The organism is Polaribacter sp. (assembly GCF_965660385.1).
GTDB lineage: Bacteria > Bacteroidota > Bacteroidia > Flavobacteriales > Flavobacteriaceae > Polaribacter.
The window spans coordinates 13,167-36,413 of record NZ_CBFHZT010000027.1; the positions used below are offsets into that span (position 1 = coordinate 13,167).

General features: G+C 28.8%; 25 protein-coding genes and 1 pseudogene. 13 read left to right on the top strand and 13 right to left on the bottom strand.

The genetic code is table 11. From position 1 onward, the window contains the following. Positions 1-12 precede the first annotated feature (12 nt). Positions 13-513 carry a Dps family protein gene (locus ACTG3V_RS09525; RefSeq protein ID WP_439131936.1) on the bottom strand — a complete coding sequence of 167 codons (501 nt, stop codon included), beginning with the start codon at positions 511-513 and terminating at the stop codon, positions 13-15. Between the two features lie 217 nt (positions 514-730). On the opposite strand from ACTG3V_RS09525, the gene ACTG3V_RS09530 reads away from it, so the two are divergent. Then, positions 731-1,069 carry a DUF4870 domain-containing protein gene (locus ACTG3V_RS09530; RefSeq protein WP_439131937.1) on the top strand — a complete coding sequence of 113 codons (339 nt, stop codon included), beginning with the start codon at positions 731-733 and terminating at the stop codon, positions 1,067-1,069. Between the two features lie 86 nt (positions 1,070-1,155). Here ACTG3V_RS09530 and ACTG3V_RS09535 read toward each other — a convergent pair whose 3' ends face one another. Beyond that, the gene (locus ACTG3V_RS09535; RefSeq protein ID WP_439131938.1) at positions 1,156-1,587 is read right to left on the bottom strand and encodes a DUF4268 domain-containing protein; all 432 of its coding nucleotides are present in this window, start codon (positions 1,585-1,587) and stop codon (positions 1,156-1,158) included. A 173-nt stretch (positions 1,588-1,760) separates the two neighbouring features. Here ACTG3V_RS09535 and ACTG3V_RS09540 point away from each other — a divergent pair, with 173 nt between their 5' ends. The 6 genes and pseudogenes from ACTG3V_RS09540 to ACTG3V_RS09565 all read left to right on the top strand — a co-directional run bounded on the left by ACTG3V_RS09540 (position 1,761) and on the right by ACTG3V_RS09565 (position 8,256). Continuing rightward, complete coding sequence (locus tag ACTG3V_RS09540) at positions 1,761-2,996, top strand: DUF1015 domain-containing protein (RefSeq protein WP_439131939.1); 1,236 nt, start codon at positions 1,761-1,763, stop codon at positions 2,994-2,996. Between the two features lie 24 nt (positions 2,997-3,020). Then, positions 3,021-3,722 (top strand): annotated as a pseudogene (locus ACTG3V_RS09545) (YggS family pyridoxal phosphate-dependent enzyme); the annotation flags it as partial. A 27-nt stretch (positions 3,723-3,749) separates the two neighbouring features. Beyond that, positions 3,750-4,829, top strand: a complete 1,080-nt coding sequence (locus tag ACTG3V_RS09550; RefSeq protein ID WP_439131940.1) for a 3'-5' exonuclease — start codon at positions 3,750-3,752, stop codon at positions 4,827-4,829. Between the two features lie 72 nt (positions 4,830-4,901). Continuing rightward, positions 4,902-6,779 (top strand): hypothetical protein, encoded by a 1,878-nt coding sequence (locus ACTG3V_RS09555; protein WP_439131941.1) that lies wholly within the window; start codon positions 4,902-4,904, stop codon positions 6,777-6,779. 104 nt (positions 6,780-6,883) lie between these two features. Next, entirely contained in the window at positions 6,884-7,501 is a 618-nt protein-coding gene (locus tag ACTG3V_RS09560; protein WP_439131942.1) for a GDSL-type esterase/lipase family protein, read from the top strand. 26 nt (positions 7,502-7,527) lie between these two features. After that, positions 7,528-8,256, top strand: a complete 729-nt coding sequence (locus ACTG3V_RS09565) for an esterase family protein (RefSeq protein WP_439131943.1) — start codon at positions 7,528-7,530, stop codon at positions 8,254-8,256. A gap of 12 nt (positions 8,257-8,268) precedes the next feature. On the opposite strand, the gene ACTG3V_RS09570 is transcribed toward ACTG3V_RS09565, so the two are convergent. The 9 genes from ACTG3V_RS09570 to ACTG3V_RS09610 all read right to left on the bottom strand — a co-directional run bounded on the left by ACTG3V_RS09570 (position 8,269) and on the right by ACTG3V_RS09610 (position 16,738). Continuing rightward, entirely contained in the window at positions 8,269-8,856 is a 588-nt protein-coding gene (locus tag ACTG3V_RS09570; RefSeq protein ID WP_439131944.1) for a hypothetical protein, read from the bottom strand. 2 nt (positions 8,857-8,858) lie between these two features. Continuing rightward, positions 8,859-9,647, bottom strand: a complete 789-nt coding sequence (locus tag ACTG3V_RS09575; RefSeq protein WP_439131945.1) for a metallophosphoesterase family protein — start codon at positions 9,645-9,647, stop codon at positions 8,859-8,861. A gap of 83 nt (positions 9,648-9,730) precedes the next feature. Next, positions 9,731-10,882 carry a lycopene cyclase family protein gene (locus tag ACTG3V_RS09580; protein WP_439131946.1) on the bottom strand — a complete coding sequence of 384 codons (1,152 nt, stop codon included), beginning with the start codon at positions 10,880-10,882 and terminating at the stop codon, positions 9,731-9,733. Beyond that, on the bottom strand, positions 10,882-11,511 hold the full coding sequence (locus ACTG3V_RS09585; RefSeq protein ID WP_439131947.1) for a carotenoid biosynthesis protein: 630 nt from the start codon (positions 11,509-11,511) through the stop codon (positions 10,882-10,884). The genes ACTG3V_RS09580 and ACTG3V_RS09585 overlap by 1 nt, the downstream gene beginning before the upstream one ends. Before the next feature lie 2 nt (positions 11,512-11,513). After that, positions 11,514-12,992 carry a 1-hydroxycarotenoid 3,4-desaturase CrtD gene (gene crtD, locus ACTG3V_RS09590; RefSeq protein WP_439131948.1) on the bottom strand — a complete coding sequence of 493 codons (1,479 nt, stop codon included), beginning with the start codon at positions 12,990-12,992 and terminating at the stop codon, positions 11,514-11,516. Positions 12,993-13,013: 21 nt separating this feature from the next. Next, positions 13,014-13,469, bottom strand: a complete 456-nt coding sequence (locus ACTG3V_RS09595; RefSeq protein ID WP_439131949.1) for a sterol desaturase family protein — start codon at positions 13,467-13,469, stop codon at positions 13,014-13,016. 1 nt (position 13,470) lies between these two features. Beyond that, positions 13,471-14,313 carry a phytoene/squalene synthase family protein gene (locus ACTG3V_RS09600; RefSeq protein ID WP_439131950.1) on the bottom strand — a complete coding sequence of 281 codons (843 nt, stop codon included), beginning with the start codon at positions 14,311-14,313 and terminating at the stop codon, positions 13,471-13,473. Between the two features lie 2 nt (positions 14,314-14,315). Beyond that, positions 14,316-15,782: a phytoene desaturase family protein gene (locus ACTG3V_RS09605; RefSeq protein WP_439131951.1), complete on the bottom strand. Its 1,467-nt coding sequence runs from the start codon at positions 15,780-15,782 to the stop codon at positions 14,316-14,318. A 62-nt stretch (positions 15,783-15,844) separates the two neighbouring features. Then, a complete protein-coding gene (locus ACTG3V_RS09610) occupies positions 15,845-16,738 on the bottom strand; it encodes a MerR family transcriptional regulator (RefSeq protein WP_439131952.1) in 894 nt (297 codons plus the stop codon). A 120-nt stretch (positions 16,739-16,858) separates the two neighbouring features. On the opposite strand from ACTG3V_RS09610, the gene ACTG3V_RS09615 reads away from it, so the two are divergent. The 3 genes from ACTG3V_RS09615 to ACTG3V_RS09625 are packed head-to-tail and all read left to right on the top strand — an operon-like array spanning position 16,859 to position 18,489. Continuing rightward, positions 16,859-17,353 (top strand): RNA polymerase sigma factor, encoded by a 495-nt coding sequence (locus ACTG3V_RS09615; protein ID WP_439131953.1) that lies wholly within the window; start codon positions 16,859-16,861, stop codon positions 17,351-17,353. A gap of 3 nt (positions 17,354-17,356) precedes the next feature. Beyond that, entirely contained in the window at positions 17,357-18,001 is a 645-nt protein-coding gene (locus tag ACTG3V_RS09620) for a hypothetical protein (RefSeq protein WP_439131954.1), read from the top strand. Between the two features lie 8 nt (positions 18,002-18,009). Then, entirely contained in the window at positions 18,010-18,489 is a 480-nt protein-coding gene (locus tag ACTG3V_RS09625) for a hypothetical protein (protein ID WP_439131955.1), read from the top strand. Here ACTG3V_RS09625 and ACTG3V_RS09630 read toward each other — a convergent pair. After that, entirely contained in the window at positions 18,486-19,505 is a 1,020-nt protein-coding gene (locus ACTG3V_RS09630) for a threonine aldolase family protein (RefSeq protein WP_439131956.1), read from the bottom strand. The two genes, ACTG3V_RS09625 and ACTG3V_RS09630, sit on opposite strands and share 4 nt — an antisense overlap. A 32-nt stretch (positions 19,506-19,537) precedes the next feature. Beyond that, complete coding sequence (locus ACTG3V_RS09635) at positions 19,538-20,695, bottom strand: alpha/beta hydrolase-fold protein (protein ID WP_439131957.1); 1,158 nt, start codon at positions 20,693-20,695, stop codon at positions 19,538-19,540. A gap of 69 nt (positions 20,696-20,764) precedes the next feature. On the opposite strand from ACTG3V_RS09635, the gene ACTG3V_RS09640 reads away from it, so the two are divergent. From ACTG3V_RS09640 to ACTG3V_RS09650, 3 genes are all read left to right on the top strand, one after another. Beyond that, a complete protein-coding gene (locus ACTG3V_RS09640) occupies positions 20,765-21,604 on the top strand; it encodes a 1,4-dihydroxy-2-naphthoyl-CoA synthase (RefSeq protein ID WP_109404960.1) in 840 nt (279 codons plus the stop codon). Positions 21,605-21,681: 77 nt separating this feature from the next. After that, positions 21,682-22,551, top strand: a complete 870-nt coding sequence (gene purU, locus ACTG3V_RS09645; RefSeq protein ID WP_439131958.1) for a formyltetrahydrofolate deformylase — start codon at positions 21,682-21,684, stop codon at positions 22,549-22,551. 83 nt (positions 22,552-22,634) lie between these two features. After that, entirely contained in the window at positions 22,635-23,243 is a 609-nt protein-coding gene (locus ACTG3V_RS09650) for a fumarylacetoacetate hydrolase family protein (protein ID WP_439131959.1), read from the top strand. The last annotated feature ends 4 nt before the right edge of the window (positions 23,244-23,247 follow it).

A 23,247-nucleotide genomic window follows, 5' to 3' on the forward strand; every position in this document is an offset into this window, starting at 1 on the left:
TATTAAAGGATATTATCTAACAAAACTTGCATCTAATTCTTCTTTGGTGTCTTTAGCCCATGCATTTAACATCCATGTAGATTTTTCTAAACCTCTAATGTAAGCACCCATTAAATCTATAGTACCCTCATCTTTTGCTTTTTCTGCTTTATCTACTATTTTACCCAATTGTTCTAAGATAATTTTATGGTCTCCAATGATTTCTGCTACCATTTCTTCATCTGTTAATAATGGGCTTGACTCTTTTACTTTAGATACCTCAATATAATCTGATAATTTACTAATTGGGTGATATTTTAAGGTGATAATTCTTTCGGCTACTTCATCAATTTTAGTTCTTGTATCATTGTACATTACTTCAAATCTTTCATGTAAATCAAAAAAGTTTTTCCCTAAAATATTCCAATGAAAGTTTCTTAATTTTTGATAATAAACGTGATAATCTGCAAGTAAAACGTTTAATTCTGTTACTACTGGTAGTATTTTTTGATTGTTTATGTTTAAGTAATCCATGTATATATTATAGTTTAAAAGGTTAAAATTATTTCTATTACAAAATTACTGCAGATATATATGTAAGATTTGCTCATATAATATTGTTGTTAACTCAAATGCAGAAAAAAAATATTTGATTACAATTTAATTGTTAAGTTTCTTGAACTAAAAATGTAACAAAACACTTATTTTAGCGACTTATAAGAGCACACAAACTTTAAAACACAAAAATAAAATGAAAGAAGACAAACAATTATTAGTACTAACTCATTTAAGCCAATTGTTAGATTTTGTAACAGGTATTGGTGGTTTTATTGTGCCTTTAATTTTATGGTTAACAAAGAAAGATGAAATAATAGATATGGACGAACATGGTAAAGCTATTATTAATTTTAGAATTTCGATGTTTATTTATATATTAATTTGTATTCCGTTAATTTTATTATTGGGCTTGGGTATTTTAGGTTTAATTGCTATCGGTTTTTTCTACTTAATTTTTCCGATAGTAAATGCTATTAAGGCAAGTAATAACGAGTTACCTTCTTATCCGTTAAGCATTCAATTTATCAAATAAATACTAAAAAAATATTCAAAAAAATCGCCCTAGTTTGGCGATTTTTTTTTGAAGTACAAAAATTGTTTTTTTATACTTTAAAGACATTATATATTTTTGATAATGTCTTCATATTCATAATAAAACAGCTCAAATTTAGTCATAGTTTCTACGTAAAACTCATAACAATCTCGCCAAGTATTTTTATTGTAAATGCTAAATTTTGCATTAAAAGGTACGTAAATTCTATGGATTATTTTTCCGTTATCAAGTTGGTAAGAGTTGTCAAAAATAACATCAGTAAGTTCGTTTTCTAATAAGCCTTTTAGTGATAAAAGCTGGTCATAATACAATAAGTTTGCTATTTCATCAGGAGTGTCAATATCTAAACAAACCAATGCTTTTTTTCTATCAGCTACAAATTTAAATGCTAAACCTTTTACTTTGGTGTTGTACAATAACCATTTTCTAGGAAAAGATTTCCCAAAGCTAGTCCAAAAATCCTTTCTTAATACAGCAGCCTCTTCTTTTGAGAACATCTATCTTAGTTAAAAAAAATCAATTTTACAAAGTTCAAAAGTAGTATATTTTTAATTACGGTTACAAAATTAGATAGCCCTTTTTTAGTAGTTTTAAATTTGCTTTCATAAGTTTACATTTTGTTTATCAGATTCAATTTTTAAGACTTTTCAATAAAAACATAATACTATAAATGGCAATTGTAAAACCTTTTAAAGCAGTGCGTCCAAGTAGAGATAAGGTGGCTTTGGTTTCCTCAAAATCTTATGAGTTTTATAGTCCTGCTGAATTAGGTGCCAAATTAAATTTTAATCCGTTTTCGTTTTTACACATCATAAATCCCGGTTATAAATACCATCAAGAAGTTTCTGGTGAACAACGTTTTCAGCTGGTACACAATCGTTATGTAACATTTAAAGAAAATCAAATTTTTATTCAAGATGATGTTCCTTCATTTTACATTTACGAAAGCATTGATAACAATAGTACTTTTTGCGGACTTATAGCAGCTACAAGTGTAAAGGATTATACTAATAACAAAATCAAAAAGCACGAGGAAACTATTGGTAAACGAGAACAACTTTTTGAAAACTATTTAAAAGTAACTGGCTTTAATGCTGAACCTGTGTTACTTACCTTTAAAGATGATGAAAACTTATCGAAAATCATAAAAAGAGAAAAGAAAAAAAGACCTGAGTACGAATTTTCTACAACCGATAAACAATTACATAAGCTTTGGGTAATTACAGATGATAAAGTTAAACAACAAATTACAGAAGGTTTTTACAAAATAAACGATTTGTATATTGCTGATGGGCATCACAGATCTGCTTCATCTGCTTTATTGGCAAAAGATTTGGCATCAGAAAATAAAAATCATACAGGTAATGAGCCCTATAATTTTTTTATGAGTTATTTAATTCCGGAATCAAACTTAAAAATATCGGCTTTTAATCGATTTATAAAAGATTTAAATGGCAATTCTGTGAAAGATTTTTTAGTAAAATTAAATGCCGTTTTTAGCATAGAACATAAAGGGCAACAAATATATTCCCCTCCTAAAAAGCATCATTTTAGCATGTATCTTGATGGTGAATTTTATGCATTAGTTTTAAGAAAAAATAAGTACAATTTTACAGATGCTTTAAGTAAATTAGATGCAGAAATTTTATACAGAACAGTGTTGCATCCTATTTTAGGTATAGATGATTTAACGAATAACGATAGAATTGGGTATTCGCAAAACAAAACAAATTCAATAGCAATTAAAACAAAAATAGATGCAGGTTTGTTTAAAGTGGGTTTTGGTTTGATGCCAGTAACTATTGATGAAATGAAAGTAGTTGCCAATGCCAATTTAAAAATGCCTCCGAAAACCACTTATATTCAACCAAAATTACGCAGTGGTTTAACCATATATGAATTTTGATATTTTTAAAAATGCGATTTTAAATTAAATTTAGATTCACTAAATAACAATATAATGATTAAAGAAAACTTAAGAAAGATTAAGAATTCAATACCTAAAAATGTAACCTTAGTTGCGGTTTCTAAAACCAAACCAGTTGAAGATTTGATGGAAGCTTACAAAGCTGGTCAACGTGTTTTTGGTGAGAATAAAATACAAGAAATGGTAGATAAATATGATGCATTACCTAAAGATATAAAATGGCACATGATAGGTCATTTACAGAGTAATAAGGTAAAATACATGGCCCATTTTGTAGATTTAATTCATGGGGTTGATAAATTAAAAACCTTAAAAGTTATTAATAAAGAAGCCAAAAAGCACAACAGAGTTATCAACTGTTTGTTACAGGCTAAAATAGCAAAAGAAGACACTAAATTCGGATTGTCTTTTGATGTTATAACTACAATTTTAACCTCAGAAGAATTTTCAGAACTCATAAATATTAAGATTGTGGGTTTAATGGGTATGGCCACATTTACAGATGATGAAAATCAGTTAAAAGATGAATTTTCATCACTAAAAAATCTTTTTGAAAAATTAAAAACAAAAGTGAATACAGAAAACTGTGAGTTGAACGTTTTATCTATGGGTATGAGTGGTGATTATAAATTAGCTATTGAAAATGGAAGTACAATGGTTAGAGTTGGTAGTGCAATATTTGGTCATCGAAATTATAATCAGTAAATTTCGCAAAAAATAAAGAAAAAGATATTGTACGCCATTTTAGATATTGAAACAACAGGAGGTAAATTTAATGAAGAAGGCATAACAGAAATTGCCATTTATAAATTTGACGGACACGAAGTTGTAGATCAGTTTATTTCATTAGTAAATCCGGAAAGAGAAATACAAGAATTTGTTGTAAAACTTACAGGCATTAATAGTAAAATGCTTAGAAATGCACCTAAGTTTTATGAAGTAGCAAAACGTATTGTAGAAATTACTAAAGACTGTATTTTAATAGCCCATAATGCAGCTTTCGATTACCGAATTTTAAGAACAGAATTTGAGCGTTTAGGGTTTGATTATGAGAGGAATACACTCTGTACAGTAGAGTTGAGCCAGCAGTTAATACAAGATCAAAACTCTTATAGTTTAGGCAAATTAACACGATCTTTAGGTATACCAATTACAGATAGGCATAGAGCTTCTGGAGATGCTTTAGCTACCATTCAATTATTTAAATTATTATTAGAAAAAGATACCAAAAAAGATATTATTCAAAACGCAATTAAATATTTCGATAAGCGATTAGAAAAAGAAAAACTTAAAAATTTAATTGAAGAAATACCAAGAGTTTTGGGTATATTTTATATTCACGATGCTAATGGAAAAGTAATTTTTATAGGTAGAGGAAAAAACATCAAAGTAGAAATCAATAAACTGTTTTTAAAAACCACAAGGCGAGCTTTAAAAATTCAAGATAGGGCTGTTTCTGTATCTTACAATAAAACAGGTAATGAGTTGTTTACTCGCTTAAAATATAATATTGCCTTAGAAAATTTATCACCTAAATTTAACTTCAAGAAAAAATTTAATATTTCAGATGATAATTTTAATCACGATAATTTCATCATTTTGGACAAGGGTAGAGAAGTGGAAGAAAATGCAGTAATTCTTGTTGAAAATAATAAAGTAATAAGTTACGGATATACCAATTTGGCATATCAAGAAAATAATATCGATATTTTAAAATCGGTATTAACGCCTGTTGAGCATATTGAAATTGCTAAAACCATTATAAAGAACTTTTTAAATAGAAATAGGGTTCAAAAAATTATTCGATTTTAAATGAAAAAATTGCCTTTATTATTATTGTTATTAACAATGATAATGTACTCTCAAAAAGAAAAATCATCTAAGATGAGACAAACCACTTTAGATGAGTTAAAAATGACTGTTTACCAAAAAGACTCTACAGCTGCAGCTGTAGTTTTGTATGAACATGCCAACGTATATTTAGACCCAAAGAACGATTATAATACAAGAACAGATTATTATTATCGTATTAAAATTCTAGATAAGAAAGCTTTTGATAAAGCCAATATTTCTATAGACTTGTATAAAAAAAAGAAGGTAAAAGACATTAAAGCAATGACTTATAATATTTCTGATACAGGTGCTATGCATGTAACTCCAATCGATAATGATAAAATTTTTGAAGTTGAAGAATCTAAAAATTGGACAGCACATCGTTTTACAATGCCAAATATTAAAGAGGGTAGTGTAATTGAATATTCGTACAGTATTATTTCTCCATATTTAGGGATTCCTGATTGGTATTTTCAGTCAGATATTCCTAAAATTAAAAGTGAATTTGATGCTGCCATTTTAGGTAATTATAAATACAATGTGAGAATTACTGGTTATCAAAAACTTGATAAAGACAAGCCATCAGTTAATAAAAAATGTGTCTATTTAGATGGAATTGGAGAAGGTGCTTGCTTAATTTATTCCTATGGCATGTATAATATTCCTGCTTTTAAAGAAGAGGGTTATATGTTAAGTAAAGACAATTATATCTCTCATTTATCTTTTGATTTGGAGAGTCATACAGACACAAGAGGGGTTGTAGAAGATTACACATCTACCTGGAAAGATGCAGATAAAAAATTTAAAAAGATTTATTTAAACAATCAAACATCTAAAAAAAGTTTTTTTAGAAAAAAGATCCCAGAAGATATTTTACTAACTAAAAACGATTTAGAAAAAGCCAAAAAAATCTATGATTTTATCAAAAATCACTTTACCTGGAATGATAGATATTGGAATTTTGAAGATGAAAATGTAAAACAAGCTTTCGATGCTAAAGTAGGTACTGCAGGAGAAATTAATTTGTCTTTATATAATACTTTGCAAGCTGCAGAAATTGAGTCTGATTTGGTAATTTTATCTACCAGAGAACATGGAATACCTACAACACTTTATCCTGTTATTTTTGATTTTAATTACCTTATCGTAAAAGTAAAAATTGATGAAAAAGATTACTATTTAGACGCTACAGATGACTTTTTACCTTTTGGTCAAGTTCCTTTTAGAACGTTAAATGGAAATGCACGAATAATCAATTATAAAAAAGAAAGCAATTGGGTTAAATTACAACCAAAATACCCATCAGTTAAAAATGTATCAGTCAAATTAGACATGAATGAGGAAGGCGATTTTGAGGGCAGTTTGCTTTTGCATAGACAAGGTTATGAAGCAGAACGTCAACGAAAAATACTTTATAATTTGGGGGATGATGGTTTCGTTGAAAAATTTGAACAAGATAACCCTGATGTAGAGGTAGTAGACTACGAAGTAACCGATAAGGATAACCTAGAAAAAAAGTTGCAGGAGGTATTTAAGGTAAACTTAATAATGGATGATGATTTAAGTGATAAAATTAGAATTAATCCATTTTTCTTTGATAGATTAGAACAAAATCCCTTTAAACTTAAAGAAAGAAATTATCCTGTAGATTTTGGATATACAAGAAAATCTAATTTTGTACTAAGTCTAAAAATACCTGAGCACTATACAATTACCCAACTTCCTAAAAATTTCGCGATTTCACTACCCAATAAAGACGGTTTATTTGTTTTAAAAGTAGTTAAGAACAATGATATTGTAAGTTTATATTCTAGAATTGTCATTTCAAAAAGTACTTTTCCATCTAATGAATATTTCGCATTAAAAGAATTTTACAAACAGATTATAATTGCTGAAAATTCCTACATTATTTTAGAGAAAAATAAGTAAACTCAGTGAGTTTACTAAAATAGTAAGTTACTATATTTAAAAACTATAGTTTACTAGTATAGTGATAAAATATTATATTAGCCAGCAACTAAAAAAGAAGATTTATGTTTTGGTATCATCCAGATTTAGAACGAATAGAGAGCGAAATAGAGCAATTAGAGTATGAACCTAAAATGATTTTTTATGGAAGTTCTACATTTACTTTATGGAAAGAATTAACAGCTGTTTTTAGTCAATATAACCCTGTAAATCTTGGTTTTGGAGGCTCTAGTTTAGCGGCTTGCACATGGTTTTTTGATCGAGTTTTTAAAAGTATTAAAAATCCAGCGTCTATAGTGATATATGCAGGTGATAATGATTTAGGAGATGGAAGGCACCCAGAAGAAGTAGTTTTATTTTTGGAAAATCTATTACATAAAATAAGACAAAAATACGGCAATGTAAAATGTACCTTTATTTCTATAAAACCAAGTATTGCTCGTAAACATTTGTTAGATAGTGTGCATTATACTAATACCTGTATTAAAAAGTTAATGTATAAAGATGAGAATTTTTTCTTTGTTGATATTTTTGAAGACTTGTTAGATGAAAACGGAAATCCTAATTATCAGTACTTTGAAGAAGACGGTTTACACTTTAATAGTAAAGGTTATGATGTGCTTAAAAAAGCTTTGAATTCCAAGAAAGCTATTTTTTCAGAAAGAATCCTTGAAAATATTTAATAATGCTATATGCTTTAAAATAACCTATGAAACGCGAGTATCATAAATGGTATAGTTCAAATCTCGAAAAAGAAATGGAACTTCTGATATTTGGTTATTCTGGAGCAAAAGTCTTGTTTTTTCCACCGAGAATGGGGCGTTTTTATGATTATGAAGACTGGAAGGTAATTAAAGCATTAGAGGACAAAATTAACAACGGTCATCTGCAAATATTTTGTGTTGATAGCGTAGATTTAGAATCTTTTTACAATAGTTTTGTGCATCCTGGTTATCGAATTTACAGACATATTCAGTACGAAAAATATGTTTTAGAAGAAGTTTTACCTTTAGCAAACAAAATAAATAATAATAAAAGTATAATTTCTGCTGGTTGTAGTTTAGGAGCATATCATGCTGTAAATGTGGCAATGCGTCACCCAAATTTGTTTTGTAAAGTTGTAGGTTTAAGTGGTAGATATGATTTAACCGAATCTAAAGGATATTTTCAAGATTTGCTAAGCGGTTTTCATAACGATTTTGTGTACTTTAATATGCCAAATCAATATTTAAAAAACCTTAGTGATCCTATTTTGATTGCACAAATTGATAAAATGGATATTGTTTTAGTAATTGGTAAAGAAGATCCATTTTTAGAAAGTAATTATATATTGTCAAATATTTTACATGAAAAAGGAATAAGTCATCAAGTTTTTGAATGGGATGACAGAGCTCATAAAGCCAGATATTGGAGGAAAATGGTACAAATATATTTGTAAAACTAATTGCGCCTAAAAATAAAAATTCACTCCAATTGCGGAACTAAAAGCCTCGCTCATGGGTACTTGTTTTGAGGTGATTGCATACCACAAATAAGACTCTACAGTACCAATTTCGTAATAAAAATCTATTCCTTTTATAAAACTTTTAGTATCAAAATCTTTATGAATTTTGAATCCTCCAAAAATCACAAAATGAATTGCGTTAGAAACATAATAACCTTTTGTAAATTGGCTAGGTAAGGTTGTAAATGTATTTGTAGTAGCATCATAAGTGGCAGTAAAACCTGCAATCGGAGAAATAAAATACTCTTTTTTTATTTTTTTAGTAAAAATAGGAAATGTATTTTTTAAAGTAATTAAATGAGTTGATTTTGCCTTAGTTATTGACTCAGGAATATAACCATATAAAAGTTCTAAAAACCAGATATCATCATAGATTTCATATCCTATACCTGTAGAAAATAAACCAATGTTACCAGCAAATTGTAGAGAAGCATAATCTGGTGCATACCAAGATTTCTGTTTTTCTTGAACATCTTGTGCAAAAAAACGTGTAGAAAAAAGAAATATAAAAAATAATATAAATAGCTTTTTCATTTTTATAATTCTATAAGTTCTACGTTAAAAGATTTATTTTTAACTGTAACAATACCATAAGCTAACTCTTTTAAAGAAGGTATGGTTAAATAACTAACATCTCCTTTTTCGTAATTATACGTATGTGTATGCCCATGAATTGATAATGGTACATTGTTATTCGTCATAATATTTTTATAAGTGGCGCTCATTTCATTAGTAAATTGGTCACCATTTGGTGGAATGTGCGCAATTACAAATACTTCATTAAAAGCATTAGTATTGTTTAATTCTGATGACAACCAATCAAAATCTGGAGTTTTTTTACTTTCCCAAACAATATCATCAAAAAGAATAAATTTATTATTATTGAATTGAAAAGTATAATTATAATCACCAAACATTCTTGAGTAAATTAAATTACCATTAGAATTGTAATCATGATTGCCAATAACAGTTAAATATGGTTTTTTAAGATGGTGCATAATATCATAAAAAATCTCATATTCTTTTAAAAGTGCTTGTTCTGTAATGTCTCCACCAAAAATTACAAACTGTATTTCATCATTTTTGTTAATGTGATCTACAACTGTTTTAAGATTATCATAGTAGTAATGACCGTCTGTTAAAAACGCAAATTTAAAATCTGTACCATTTACTTTAATATTTTTTAGTTGGTCTAAATTTTTGGATGTTGTATGTTTATGCTCCTCTTTTACTTCAGCATCGTAAACGGTATATTCAAAAAAATTATCGCAAGAAATTAAGCCTAGAATAGTGAGTAGTAAAATATATATTTTATTAAATTTCATGCTCAAAAATACAGTTTAAACAAAGAAAAGATGAAAGGTTTTGTTGAAATAATCGTTAAAAAGTGGTAAAGTTTACAAACTCTTTACTTTTTTTGAGTTAAAATTCTTTTTAACAAAGCTTTACCAAATAATAACCTTGGCATATTTAACATTATTTGCAAATCATCAAAAAACGAAGTATCACCATCTAAAAATTGAAATATTTTAGTTGTAGAATTTCTTTTGAATAGCCTGGTAAATAACGAAGAACCTAAGTAGTTTTTTTTAGCTAAAATATCTAATAGTAATAAATCATAATACCAATATTTGGACTTTTTATGAAAATTGGTAAGTGGTTTATTTGTTTTTAAATAAGATGTTAGTTCCTTTGTTTTTCTTGAAGTATTCATAAATGTAAAACCAGTACTGGCTTTAGACCATCCACCAGCAGTGCCCATATGAATTATATGTTTAGAGTTCTTTTCCCAAAATTTATACGATGTCATGGGTATAATACCATCTTCTTTTTCAATAATGGTATAATTGGTAATGTTTTTTTCTTTTAAATAGGTTTTTATGGCTTTTTCATAAATATCATAGGCAAGCAATTCTTCAGAAAATAAGGTATATTCAAAAAGCGCCACTTTTTTACTTAATGGCAAAACATACATAAAACGTGTGTTGTATTGCTGTGGAATCTTAAAATCCATAAAAGTAGCTGCTTTGTCGTTAAAAGTATCTTCTTGTAATGCCACAAACCAACCTACAAAATGTTGCTTTAAAACAGGATATTTTTTTTGTTGCAAATAAGCAGTATCAAACAAAATACTGTTTAATAATTTTTTGGTAGCATATTTTGAATTGTTGGTGGTAACAGTTGCAAAATCTTGTTCTTGTTGAATGCTTTTTACATCAGATTTTAGAAACTCAAAATGATTTTTTTCATCTAAAACAGTCCATATTTTTTCATAAAAATTTCTACTTCTGATGAGTTTATAAGTATATGGAGTTATATTTTTTTTTAGTTGATACGTTTCACTTTCAAAAATTATAGTTTCCCAAGAAGTGTGTAAAATATCATCCCATTCGCCTTTGCCATTTTCCCAATAACACCAAGTTCTATCATTGGTACTTTTCTTTTCTTTATCAATGATAAGAATACTTTTATCATCAAAAAAATGATCATTTGCCATTCTAAATGCCATCATTAAACCAGAAGCACCAGCACCAACAATTATGTAATCGTAGTTTTTCATTAAAAGAATAAAAAGGTAGAGAAGAAGATAATAATGGCAATAAAAATATTGAGTGACACTTTTTTATTAGTCTTAATTTCAAATAAATTATAAAGAAAGTGTGCAATTGATGCTATTATGAACCAAGCAACATAGTTTTTTATAGGTACTATTCCATTTTCAAATTCCCAAAAATCAAATCTTGGTGCAGATATCTCGATTATTACGTCTAATAACATCATTAAAAAACCACCAAACAAAGAGCGAAAGATTTTATTTTCTGTTATTTTTATTGCTACATCAGCTGTAATTACTGTTAAAATTCCCCAATTTAAGCAAATCATTATAGGAACTTCGCCTAATTTAAATCCTAAATTTTCGCCATATTTATAGTCTCCAAAAAACCATCCATAATTTACACCCAAAAATTCTGTTATAAAACCGATAAAAAAAGGAATTGAAAAAGCTAGAAAAAAACGGAAATTAAACTTTTTTAAATTTACTAGTATTGCAAAAAAATACACCATTAAATTTAAAGGTGTTAACACCAAAAACCAGTCTGAATGTGTTGATAATATGCCAATTATACCAGAAATATTGAATAACCAAATAATAAAAATAGAGATATAGAGTTTATATTTAGCAATCATTTTTAGTCTTTAATTATTAATTCTGATACAATTTTTCCTGATAGCAGACAAAGTGGAATTCCACCTCCTGGATGTACACTCCCTCCACAAAAATATAGATTTTTTATAGTTTGACTAAAATTAGGGTGTCTTAAAAAAGCTGCATATTTATTATTACTAGAGGCACCATACAAAGCGCCTTGATACGATTGCGTATTTGTTTCAATTTTTCTAGGATCTAAAATGGATTCGAAATTAATGAGTTTTTCAAAATCAATATTTAGTATTCTAGATAATTTTTCGATAACATTTTTTTTGGTTCTTTTGATGATTTCGTTCCAATTTTGCCCAGTATTCGATGGTACATTTACCATAACAAACCAATTTTCTGAACCTTTTGGAGCATCGTTTTTTTCTTCTTTAGAGGTAATATTCACATAAATTGTAGGATCGTTACATACATTTTTTTTCTCAAAAATAGTGGTGAACTCTTTTTTATAATCTTTTGAAAAAAAGATATTATGCAAATCTAACTCAGGAAATTCTTTTTCAATTCCCCAGTAAAAAATAAGTGCAGCACTAGACCTTGGCTGTGTTAATATTTTTTCTGGCGCCTTTTGTTTTTTTAATAACTTACGATACGTTGGCACTACATCAGCATTAGAAACTACAATATCAGAGAGGTGTTTTTTACCTTGAACCATAATGCCTTTTGCTTCATTATTTTCTACAATAATTTCATCAACCAAAGTATTAAAACGAAATTGCACACCAATATCTTTTGCTAATTCATACATAGATTTTGTAATAGAGTGCATACCGCCTTTAGGGAAATAAGTGCCAAAATATTGTTCTAAATGTGGAATCATAGACATAATTCCAGGGGTTTTATAAGGTGATGAACCATTGTAAGTGGCAAACCTATCAAAAAGTTGAATCAATTTATCGTCTTTAAAAACTGAAGCATTGTAATTATGTAAAGTTGTATTGATGTTTAAACTATTGATGTTAAATATGGCATTAATGGTGTCTTTAGATAAATAGGTGCTTAATTTGTGTAAAGATTTTTCTAAAAATAAAGAAGCTGTTAAATCGTACTTTTTTTTACTTTTATCAAAATAATTCTTTAACTTAGTTTCATCTACATTAAAAGATTTAGTTGCATTTTTAGCAAATTGTTGCATATCTGCTACTGCTGTAAAACGAGTGCCATCTTCATAAAAGTACTCACAGACAACTTCTTTTTTTTTGTATTGAAAATAGTCTGCACTATTCTTATTTGCAACTTTAAAAAGATCTTCTACAAATTGAGGCATTGTAAACAAAGAAGGCCCCATATCAAAACGATACCCATTTTCAGAAAAAGCGGTTAGTTTACCACCAAAATATGAATTAGCTTCAAAAATGGTTACTAAAAAACCAGCTGATTGTAAACGTATGGCAGTTGCCAAACCACCAATACCAGCACCAACTACAATTACTTTTTTCTTTTGAATATCCATTAATGAATTGAAAGCGCAAAACTATGTTTTTAGTTTAGGCTTTTTAAAGTATTTAAAAGGTACGAAAAGCATACCAAAGCATTGACTCTCTTCTTTACCCATATTTTTGTGATGAATTTTATGTGCTTTACGCAAGCCTAACAAGTACCTGTTTTTGGTGTTTTTAAACCATTTAAAACGTTGATGAATTAACACATCGTGCACCAAAAAATACGCCAGTCCGTAAAAAAGAATTCCAAACCCTATTGCTGCCAACCAAAATAATTGTTGTTCTAAACCAAAAAAAATAGATAATGAACTTGGTATAGCGAATACTACAAAAAAAGCATCGTTTTTTTCAAATACGTGTGGATAACCTGGCTGATGATGATCTTCGTGCAAAAACCACCCAAAGCCATGCATTACATATTTGTGGGTACACCATGTAACTCCTTCCATTATAATGAAAGTAATAAGTGTAATTAATGCGAAAATCATTTTAGATAATATTTAACTTGTATTTTACATAACTTCTTGCCAATAAATTAATTTTCATTGGGTCTGAAATACGAATTCTTGTGTCCATAATTTTTTCTGATGGCACAGATTTTAGTTTTTTTAATAATCTTCTATAATATCTATATGCCATATATACACCAAATTTGGCTTCTACTGGTAACTTTAAAATACCATTTTTGTAGGCGTAATCAAAATCTTCTTCAATTTCATCGATAATAAGTTGTTTTGACTGTGCATCTAGTTCACCTAAATTAATGTTAGGAAAATAAGAGCGATTTAGAACTTCAAAATCATCTTTTAAATCTCTTAAAAAATTTACTTTCTGAAATGCAGAACCCAAACGCATTGCAGCATCCTTTAATTCGTTATATTTTTCATCATCACCATCAACAAAAACTTTTAAACACATTAAGCCCACAACATCTGCAGACCCATAAATGTATTCGTCATATTCCTCTTTGGTTTGGTATTCTGTTTTATGCAAATCCGCTTTCATACTTTTTAAGAAAGCTTGTACCATTTCGTCAGGTATATTATATCGATTTACAGTATGTTGAAAAGAATGTAAAATAGGATTTAAACTGATGCCTTGTTCTTTAGCAACGTAATAATCTCTTTCAAAATTACTCATTAAAACTTGTTTGTCGTAATCATGAAAAGTGTCTACAATTTCATCAGCAAAACGAACAAAACCATAAATATTGTAAATATCGGTTCTAATTTTAGGAGATAACATGTTTACAGCCAACGAAAAAGAAGTGCTATATTGTTTGGTTACAAGTTTACTACAATCGTTAGAAACAAGGTCAAATAATTCTTTCATAGTTAGTGTTGTTTTTTAATAATTAATTCTGTTGCTATTTTACCAGATATTAAAGCTGGAGGAACACCAGGACCAGGTACCGTTAACTGCCCTGTAAAATACAAATTATTTACTTTACTACTCTTTATTTTTGGTCTTAAAAATGCAGTTTGTAATAATGTATTTGCCATACCATACGCATTGCCTTTATAAGAGTTGTATTCTTCTTCGAAATCTTTTACACAAAAAGACCTCTTAAACAATACGTTTTCTTTTATTTTTTGATTAGTTAATGCTTCAAATCTATCTATAATTTTATGAAAATATTTTTCTCTTAATTCTGGGGTGTCTTTAATGCCTGGTGCTAATGGAATTAAGAAAAAACCAGCTTCTTTACCTTCTGGGGCAGAGGTTTTATCTGTCATAGAAGTAAAGTTTGCATAGAATAATGGTTCTGTAGGCCATTTTGGGGTGTCATAAATTTCTTTTGCGTGTGCATCAAAATCTGAATCAAAAAATAAATTATGATGGCTTGCATTTTTTATTTTTTTATCAAAACCAACATAAAAAAGCAAAGAGGATGGCGCAAATGTTTTTTTGCTCCAATAGGATTCTGAGTATTGTCTTAAACTTTTATCTAATAAGGTTTCTGTATGATGGTAGTCTGCACCACTTAAAACTAAGTTGGTTTTAATTTCTTGTCCATTTACCAATAACCCTTTTACATTTTTATTAGTATCAACAATAATCTTTTCAACGTTTGCATTTACTTCAAATTCAACGCCTAAACTTTTTGCTAAGGTAACCATAGCTTCAATTACTTTGTGCATGCCTCCTCTTGGGTGCCATGTACCTAGACCAAAATCTGCATAGTTCATAAAATTATAAAAAGCTGGAGTATTGCTAGGTTTTGCGCCCAAAAATAAAACTGGAAATTCTAAAATTTGAATAAGTTTTTCACTTTTGATATTTTTTCTAACCTGTTTTCTAATAGTTGAAAAAAATTGAGTTACTCTGGCTACTGTAGTAGTTGTAACTAATTCTAAAGGCGAAATTCCTGGTTTATAAACCAAATCTTTGATAGCTGTATCGTAATTTGCTTTTGCTGATGCTAAAAAACTTTTAAGATGTTTACTACTACCTTTTTCTTCAGTTTCAAATATTTGATAAATTTCATTTAGTTTATCTGAAATTTTAATGGAATCGTTTTTACCAAAATACACTTCATAGCCTGGGCTCAATTTATCTAATGTGTAATAATCTGAAGGTTTTTTACCAAAGTCGGAAAAGAAACGTTCAAAAACGTCTGGCATCCAGTACCATGAGGGACCTAAGTCGAAAGTAAATCCATCTTTCTTAAACTGTCTGGCTCTACCTCCAAGAGTGTCATTTTTTTCGAGTACAGTTACTTTATAACCTGCTTTAGATAAATAACATGAAGCAGATAAGGCAGAAAAACCTGAACCTATAATATATATTTGGTTATGCATTGATTGATTTTGTTTAACAAATATAATTATTAATCAAACAAAAAATGAAAATGGCAAGAATTTTATAAGAGTTTTAACAAATCAGAAACTGATTTATACAATTTAATATTGTCAGTTAAATCCATTTCCTGAATTTTTTCAACCTTTCTACCAATAGCAATAAATTGATTGTCTGTGCTTTTCATTACGTCTGCGATCTCATTAAAATATTCCTCAATTTTATCATCATAAGGCTGTATTGTTAATGAAGTTACAAAACAAATTTTGCGATTACTATCTAAAAAATAGCTTAAATTATTTAAAGGTAGACTTTGACCTAAATAAATTGTATGATTACCTCTTAGCACTAATTCGTAATTTAAATACATTAAACCCAGCTCATGTATTTCATTTTCGGGTAAAAATAGTACATAAGTTTTGTTTGTATTTGCAATGCTGTACTGTAGTTTTTCTGTATTAATTTGAATTTTTTGAGCTATTAAATTAGAAATAAAATGCTCGTGTGCTGGTAATAAAGTTTCTGTTTGCCACAACAAACCAATATGGTCTAAAAAAGGAATAAAAATGTCTTTGAAGATTTCTCTAAAGGTTTTTTTATGTAAAAGTTTGTTGTAAGTGTTATTAAATAAAATTTTATCAAACTGAAACATAGCAACTTTAAACGAATTGATTGCTTCATCATTTGTAGCAACACTAAATGCCAATTCCCTAGATTTTGTGGTAATCATCTCTTCAGACATTGCCGCAATTTTAGAGATTTTATAATTGTTATTATTTAATAAAACAATGTTTAATAGTTTGGTTAAATTTTGTGGGGTGTAATATCGAATATTTGTTTCTGTTCTTCGAGGTTGCAACAAATTATAACGCTTTTCCCAAATTCTGATTGTATGAGCTTTGATACCAGAAATGTTTTCTAGATCTCTTATCGTAAAATCTTGCTTTATATTGTTCAATTTATTACCTTTTAAGTTCAACAAATTTAGGAAATTTATTTGATAATAAAATAAATTTATACATAATTGTAACATTTGTTATTTCTTTGCTACTTATATGTAAAATTAATCATCGCTAAAGTGCAGAAAGATTTAGAGACTAAATTTTTATCAGACTTTGAACAAAATCAGAATATTGCGCATAAAATTTGTAGAATTTATACTACAAACCAACATGCACACAATGATTTGTTTCAAGAAATAACTATACAACTTTGGAAAAATTACCCAAAGTTTAGAGGTGATTCTAAATTTAGTACTTGGATGTATAGAGTGGCTTTAAATACAGCCATTTCTTTGTATAGAAAATCTACTAGAAGAGTTAAAACGCAAGATATTAGTGATTTTGCTTATAAAATTAAAGCTACAGATTATGATGATACAGAAGAAGTGCAATTAAAATCGTTGTATAAAGCTATTCATAATTTAAATGACATTGATAAGGCTTTGATTTTTTTGTATTTAGAAGATAAACCGTATAAAGAAATTTCTGAAACACTAGGAATCACTTCTGTTAATGCTAGGGTGAAAATGAATAGAGCAAAAGAGAAATTAAAAAACATACTAAACCCATAATTTATGGATGTATTAGAAAATTATAAAAAGATTTGGGGCAATCAACCCGAAGAAACTCGTAAATTATCTACAGTAGATATTTATAAGTTAGCGCATTCAAAATCATCATCTATTGTAAAATGGATTTTTATTATCGGGATTTTGGAATTCTTATTTTGGTCTGCGTTAAATTTTATTATACCAGATAGTTTTTATCAGGTTTATGAAGAATTGAATCTTACTAATTTTATGAACATATTTTTAGTATTACATTATGTTGTAATTACTATTTTCTTATATCTGTTTTACAATAACCATCAAAGAGTATCGATAACTGACAATACAAAAAAGCTGATGAGAAATATTTTACGTATTCGAAAAACAGTAAAATATTATGTATTCTACAATTTAGCGACTGTATTTTTAACAAGTCTAATTTTAAATATTGTGATGTTTTCTGATTCGGAAAAATTAATGGAATTTATGAATCCTGAAAACTTGCCTTTAGATTCATCCCAAATCATTATTATCACCATAGTTTCACAAATAATATTCTTGTTGATAGCTTTAGTTTTATTGTGGTTATTTTACAAAATAGTTTATGGAATTTTATTAAAAAAATTAAATAGAAATTATAAAGAGTTGGCTAAATTAGATGCATTAAGTTAAATTATGTTATGAAAAAAATAGCCTTATTATTTTGTATTAGTTTTTCCTTAGCAACCTTTTCTCAACGTTCAAATTTCTGGGATAATGTGCAATTTGGTGGTGGGTTTACCTTAGGTTTTGGAAATCAAACCAATATAGGGATTTCACCTAGTGCCATATATAATTTTAACAACGGTTTTGCAGCAGGAGCTGGTTTAGGGTATATGTATCGTGAAATAGGCGATTTTTCAACAAACGCTTACAATATTAGTATTATCTCGTTATTTCAAACTAATTTTGGTATTCAGTTTTCGGGCGATCTTGAGTATCATTTTGCCTCACAAACAGATCGTTTTACTACATTTAAAACCAATTTTCCAGCCTTACATTTAGGTATTGCTTACAATCAAGGCAGGTTTGCTTTTGGTATTCGTTATGATGTTTTATATGATACGAATAAAAGTATTTTTGCATCACCAATATCTCCTGTAATACGATTTTATTTTTAAAAGTTTTTTAACTCTTTTAAAAGTTTTTCGTGCATCACATCTGTATAGTCTAAATGCGTTACAATACGTATTTTGCCTTCTCCCATTGGTGTTAATAAAATGTTCTTGTCAGCCATTTTATGGATAAAATTATCAGCTCCAATTTTATCATCAACATAAAAAATAAGAATATTAGTTTCTACGGGTTCAACTTTCGTGATATACCAACAAGTTTCTAAAACAGTGGCAATTTCTTTTGCTTTTTTATGATCTTCTGCTAATCGATTAACATGATTGTCTAGAGCGTAATTTGCTGCAGCTGCTAAAAAACCAATTTGACGCATTCCTCCACCCAATAATTTTCGAATTCTTAATGCTTGATTGATATCTTTTTTAGAACCCAATAGCATAGAGCCAATAGGTGCACCCAAACCTTTTGAAAAACAAATAGAAATGGTGTCGAAAATAGCACCATATTGTTTTGGAGTTTCATTTTTTGCCACCATTGCATTAAATAAACGAGCGCCATCTAAATGAAATTTTAAATTATTTTTTGTTGCAATTTTTTTAATTTTTTGTAATTCATTAAAATTCCAACAAGCGCCACCTCCTTTATTTGTGGTGTTTTCAGCGCAAATCATTTTAGTGTAAGGTAAATAGATTTGGGGTTGAACAGAAGCCATTTCTTCAATTTGTTCAGCTGTAAACATTCCTCTATTACCATCAACCAATTTACAGGTAACACCAGAGTTAAATGCAACGCCTCCACTTTCATAATTATAAATATGAGCGTATTTGTCACAAATTACTAGATCACCTGGTTGTGTTTGAATTTTTATGGCAGTTTGATTAGCCATTGTTCCAGAAGGAAAAAAAAGAGCAGCTTCCATGCTAAATAAATTGGCTACTTTACTTTCTAATGCATTTACAGTAGGATCCATTTTAAAAACATCATCACCAACTTTTGCTTGCATCATGGCTTCTAGCATTTGTGCAGTAGGTTTGGTAACAGTATCCGAAATTAAATCTATAATCATTATTCTTCGATTCTTTATTTGTTTTTACTACATTACTGTCCTCCTAAGCGCAAAATATTCTCATAATAAGCGTCAGAATTAGGATCAGAAGGATCCATTTTTCCATAACCAATTTTATAATATTTTAGTGCTTTTTTATACATTTTTCCTGTTTCGTAGTATCTACCTATATAATATTCACCCAATGGCGAACTTGGAAAAAGCTTTAAAATCATTTTACCAAAATCTCTCAACTTATCACCATTTTCTTTTTCTATAATGATGTTTTCAATGGCGTAAATATCTTTTTCTCTGATGCCTAAATTTGTACCAAACAAAAACTGAATCTCTAAATATTTATTTTCTAAATAATAAATGGCATCTTTTGGGGCTAAATCTTTAATGTTTTTCTCATACTCTTCTTTAGAAATCGCAGAGTAAATTTCAAAAATTTTAGTCATTGCTCTTGGAACTGCTTCAGCAATGGCAGAAATAGAGCTAGCTGTGTTAATTTCATCATTAATTACATTAAAATTTTCAATATCTAGGCCTTTAAGTCCTTTTTGAACTCGGCTAATTTTAGCTTGTTTTTCTGGTGAAAATGATGATGAATTGTTCGTGTAAAAATAAAATGTATTATCTTCTTTGCCAAACTTTCCTAAATTGTAAGATTGCAATTCGCCCCCAATAAAATCTGAAAAACTTGGATTGATGCAAATAAAAGAATTGATAAAAGTCGTATTTTCCTTTAAAAAATGTGAAACTAAATTCCCTGAATATCCATAACCTACTAAAGAAATAAACGGAGAAGTTCTGTAAGTGCTTTCCATATAAAAAATAACTTCATCTCTTAAAAATTCATAAAAATATCTCGCTTCTGCGTTTAATTGCCCATTAGTGCGATTAAAGCCAATATCAAGGTTTTTGGTTTTTTCCATAGATACCCCTACTATTATTTGTTTTGGGGCTTTATCTTTTTTTGCAAACAATACAGCACTACCCACATAAGTGTCAAACAAATATTCTTCATCTAAAACTACGGCTAAAGGATAGTTTTTAATACTATCTTTTTCATATCCTTCAGGAATATAAATTCTTAAATTTCTTGTGGTTTCTAAAATCTCAGATGTCAAGCTTTTTTCAATTATTTTTTGAGAAAATCCTACAAAAGAAAAAAGAATGAATAATAATGAGGCTGTTTTCTTAATCATAAATTATGAATGTTTATTTTTGCTGATGATGATTTTTGTTCACTTTATGAACGTCCAAAATACAAAATTATGATACAACCTGAATGGAAAACTGCTAAAGAATATGAAGATATTACCTATAAAAAATGCAATGGAGTTGCAAGAATAGCTTTTAATAGGCCAAATGTTAGAAATGCATTCAGGCCAAAAACAACATCAGAACTGTATGATGCCTTTTATGATGCAGGCGAAGATGTTAATATTGGGGTAGTTTTATTATCTGCTGAAGGACCAAGCACAAAAGACGGTGTCTACTCTTTTTGTTCTGGAGGAGATCAAAAAGCAAGAGGGCATCAAGGTTATGTGGGTGATGATGGGTATCATCGATTAAATATCTTAGAAGTGCAAAGACTAATTCGCTTTATGCCTAAAGCTGTGATTTGTGTGGTTCCAGGTTGGGCTGTTGGTGGTGGACATAGTTTACATGTAGTATGCGATTTAACTTTAGCTTCTAAAGAACACGCTATTTTTAAACAAACAGATGCAGATGTAACTTCTTTTGATGGGGGTTATGGATCTGCATATTTGGCTAAAATGGTGGGGCAAAAAAAAGCAAGAGAAATTTTCTTTTTAGGACGAAATTATTCGGCTCAAGAAGCTTATGAAATGGGAATGGTAAATGCTGTAATACCTCATGATGAGTTAGAAAGTACAGCGTATGAATGGGCGCAAGAAATTTTAGCGAAAAGTCCAACTTCAATCAAAATGCTAAAATTTGCCATGAACTTAACAGATGATGGCATGGTTGGGCAACAAGTTTTTGCAGGTGAAGCTACGCGTTTAGCTTATATGACAGACGAAGCTAAGGAGGGAAGAGATGCGTTTCTTGAAAAAAGAAAACCTAATTTTCCTAAAAAATGGATACCATAGACAATTGTAAATTTTAGAATTATAAATTACCAATGTTAGATTCGTAATTTTAAATTAATAATTCATAATTAAATAGAATGAAATCACAAGTAGTTACTTTTTTAATAAAATGCCCAGATCAAAAAGGATTGGTAGCAAAAATTACCAGTTTTTTTTATGAAAAAGGATTCAATATTTTAAGCTGTCAGCAATATGTAAATTCTGTTGAGAATATGTATTTTATGCGTATTCGTTTAAATGCAGAGGGAACAGCGATTTCAAAATCAGCTTTAGAAAAAAGTTTTTTAGCTTTAGCAAATCCTTTACAATTTACATGGTCTGTACATTATGGTGATAAAAAACAAAATGTTGCAATTATGGTTTCACATACCAGTCATAATTTATACGATTTATTAGAGCGTTATAAAGAAGGAAGGTTGAATTGCGAAGTAAAAATGGTGATTAGTAATCATGATAAATTAAGACATATTGCTGAAATGTTTGCAGTGCCTTTTTACCATTTACCGGTTTCAAAAAATACTAAAAAAGAGCAAGAAGAACAGGTTAAAAAATTACTAGAGGTTAACGATATAGATTTGGTAGTTATGGCAAGATACATGCAGATTTTGTCATCAGATTTTATCAATCATTTTAAAGATAAAATTATCAACATTCATCATTCTTTTTTACCTGCCTTTCAAGGGGCAAATCCTTATAAGAGAGCTTATGAAAGAGGTGTAAAGTTAATTGGTGCTACAGCGCATTATGCCACAGAAGATTTAGATGAAGGACCAATTATAGAGCAAGATGTAAAACCAGTAACCCACGAGAGTACCACGCAAACGTTAAAAAGAATTGGTGCAGATATCGAAAAATTGGTATTGGCAAGAGCTGTAAAATGTCATTTAAATCATCAAATAATAGTATCAGGAAATAGAGCAGTAGTTTTTCCGGAAGCTGGAGAGTAAAAAATAATTACGAATTAATAATTACGAACTTAAACTATAAAGGATTGCAATCGTAATTGGTAATTTAAAATTAGTAATTGAGTATGAAAATAATCTGTATTGGGCGCAATTACGCAAAACACATAGAAGAATTGGCAAATGAGAAACCAGAACATCCTGTTGTTTTTTTAAAACCAGATTCAGCAATTTTACCTAAAAAAAATCCATTTTTTATTCCTCCTTTTTCTAATGATGTACATTATGAAGTTGAGGTTTTGGTAAAAATTAATAAAGTAGGTAAACACATTGATGCCAAATTTGCACATAAATATTATGATGAAATTGGTTTAGGAATCGATTTTACTGCCAGAGATGTTCAAGCCAAATGTAAAGAAAAAGGGTTGCCTTGGGAAAAAGCCAAAGCTTTTGATGGAAGTGCAGTTGTAGGTGAATTTTACCCAAAGGAGCAATTCGATTTAGAAAATTTAAAATTTCAATTGTATAAAAACGATGAAATGGTTCAAGATGGTAATACAAATGCAATGCTGTGGAAAATAGACGAATTAATTGCCTATGTATCTCAATATTTTACCTTAAAAAAAGGTGATATTATTTTTACAGGAACTCCTTCTGGAGTGGGTAATGTTTCTGAAAATGATAATTTAAAAGGAATTATTGAAGGCAAAGAAGCATTTCAAATAAGGATTAAATAATTCG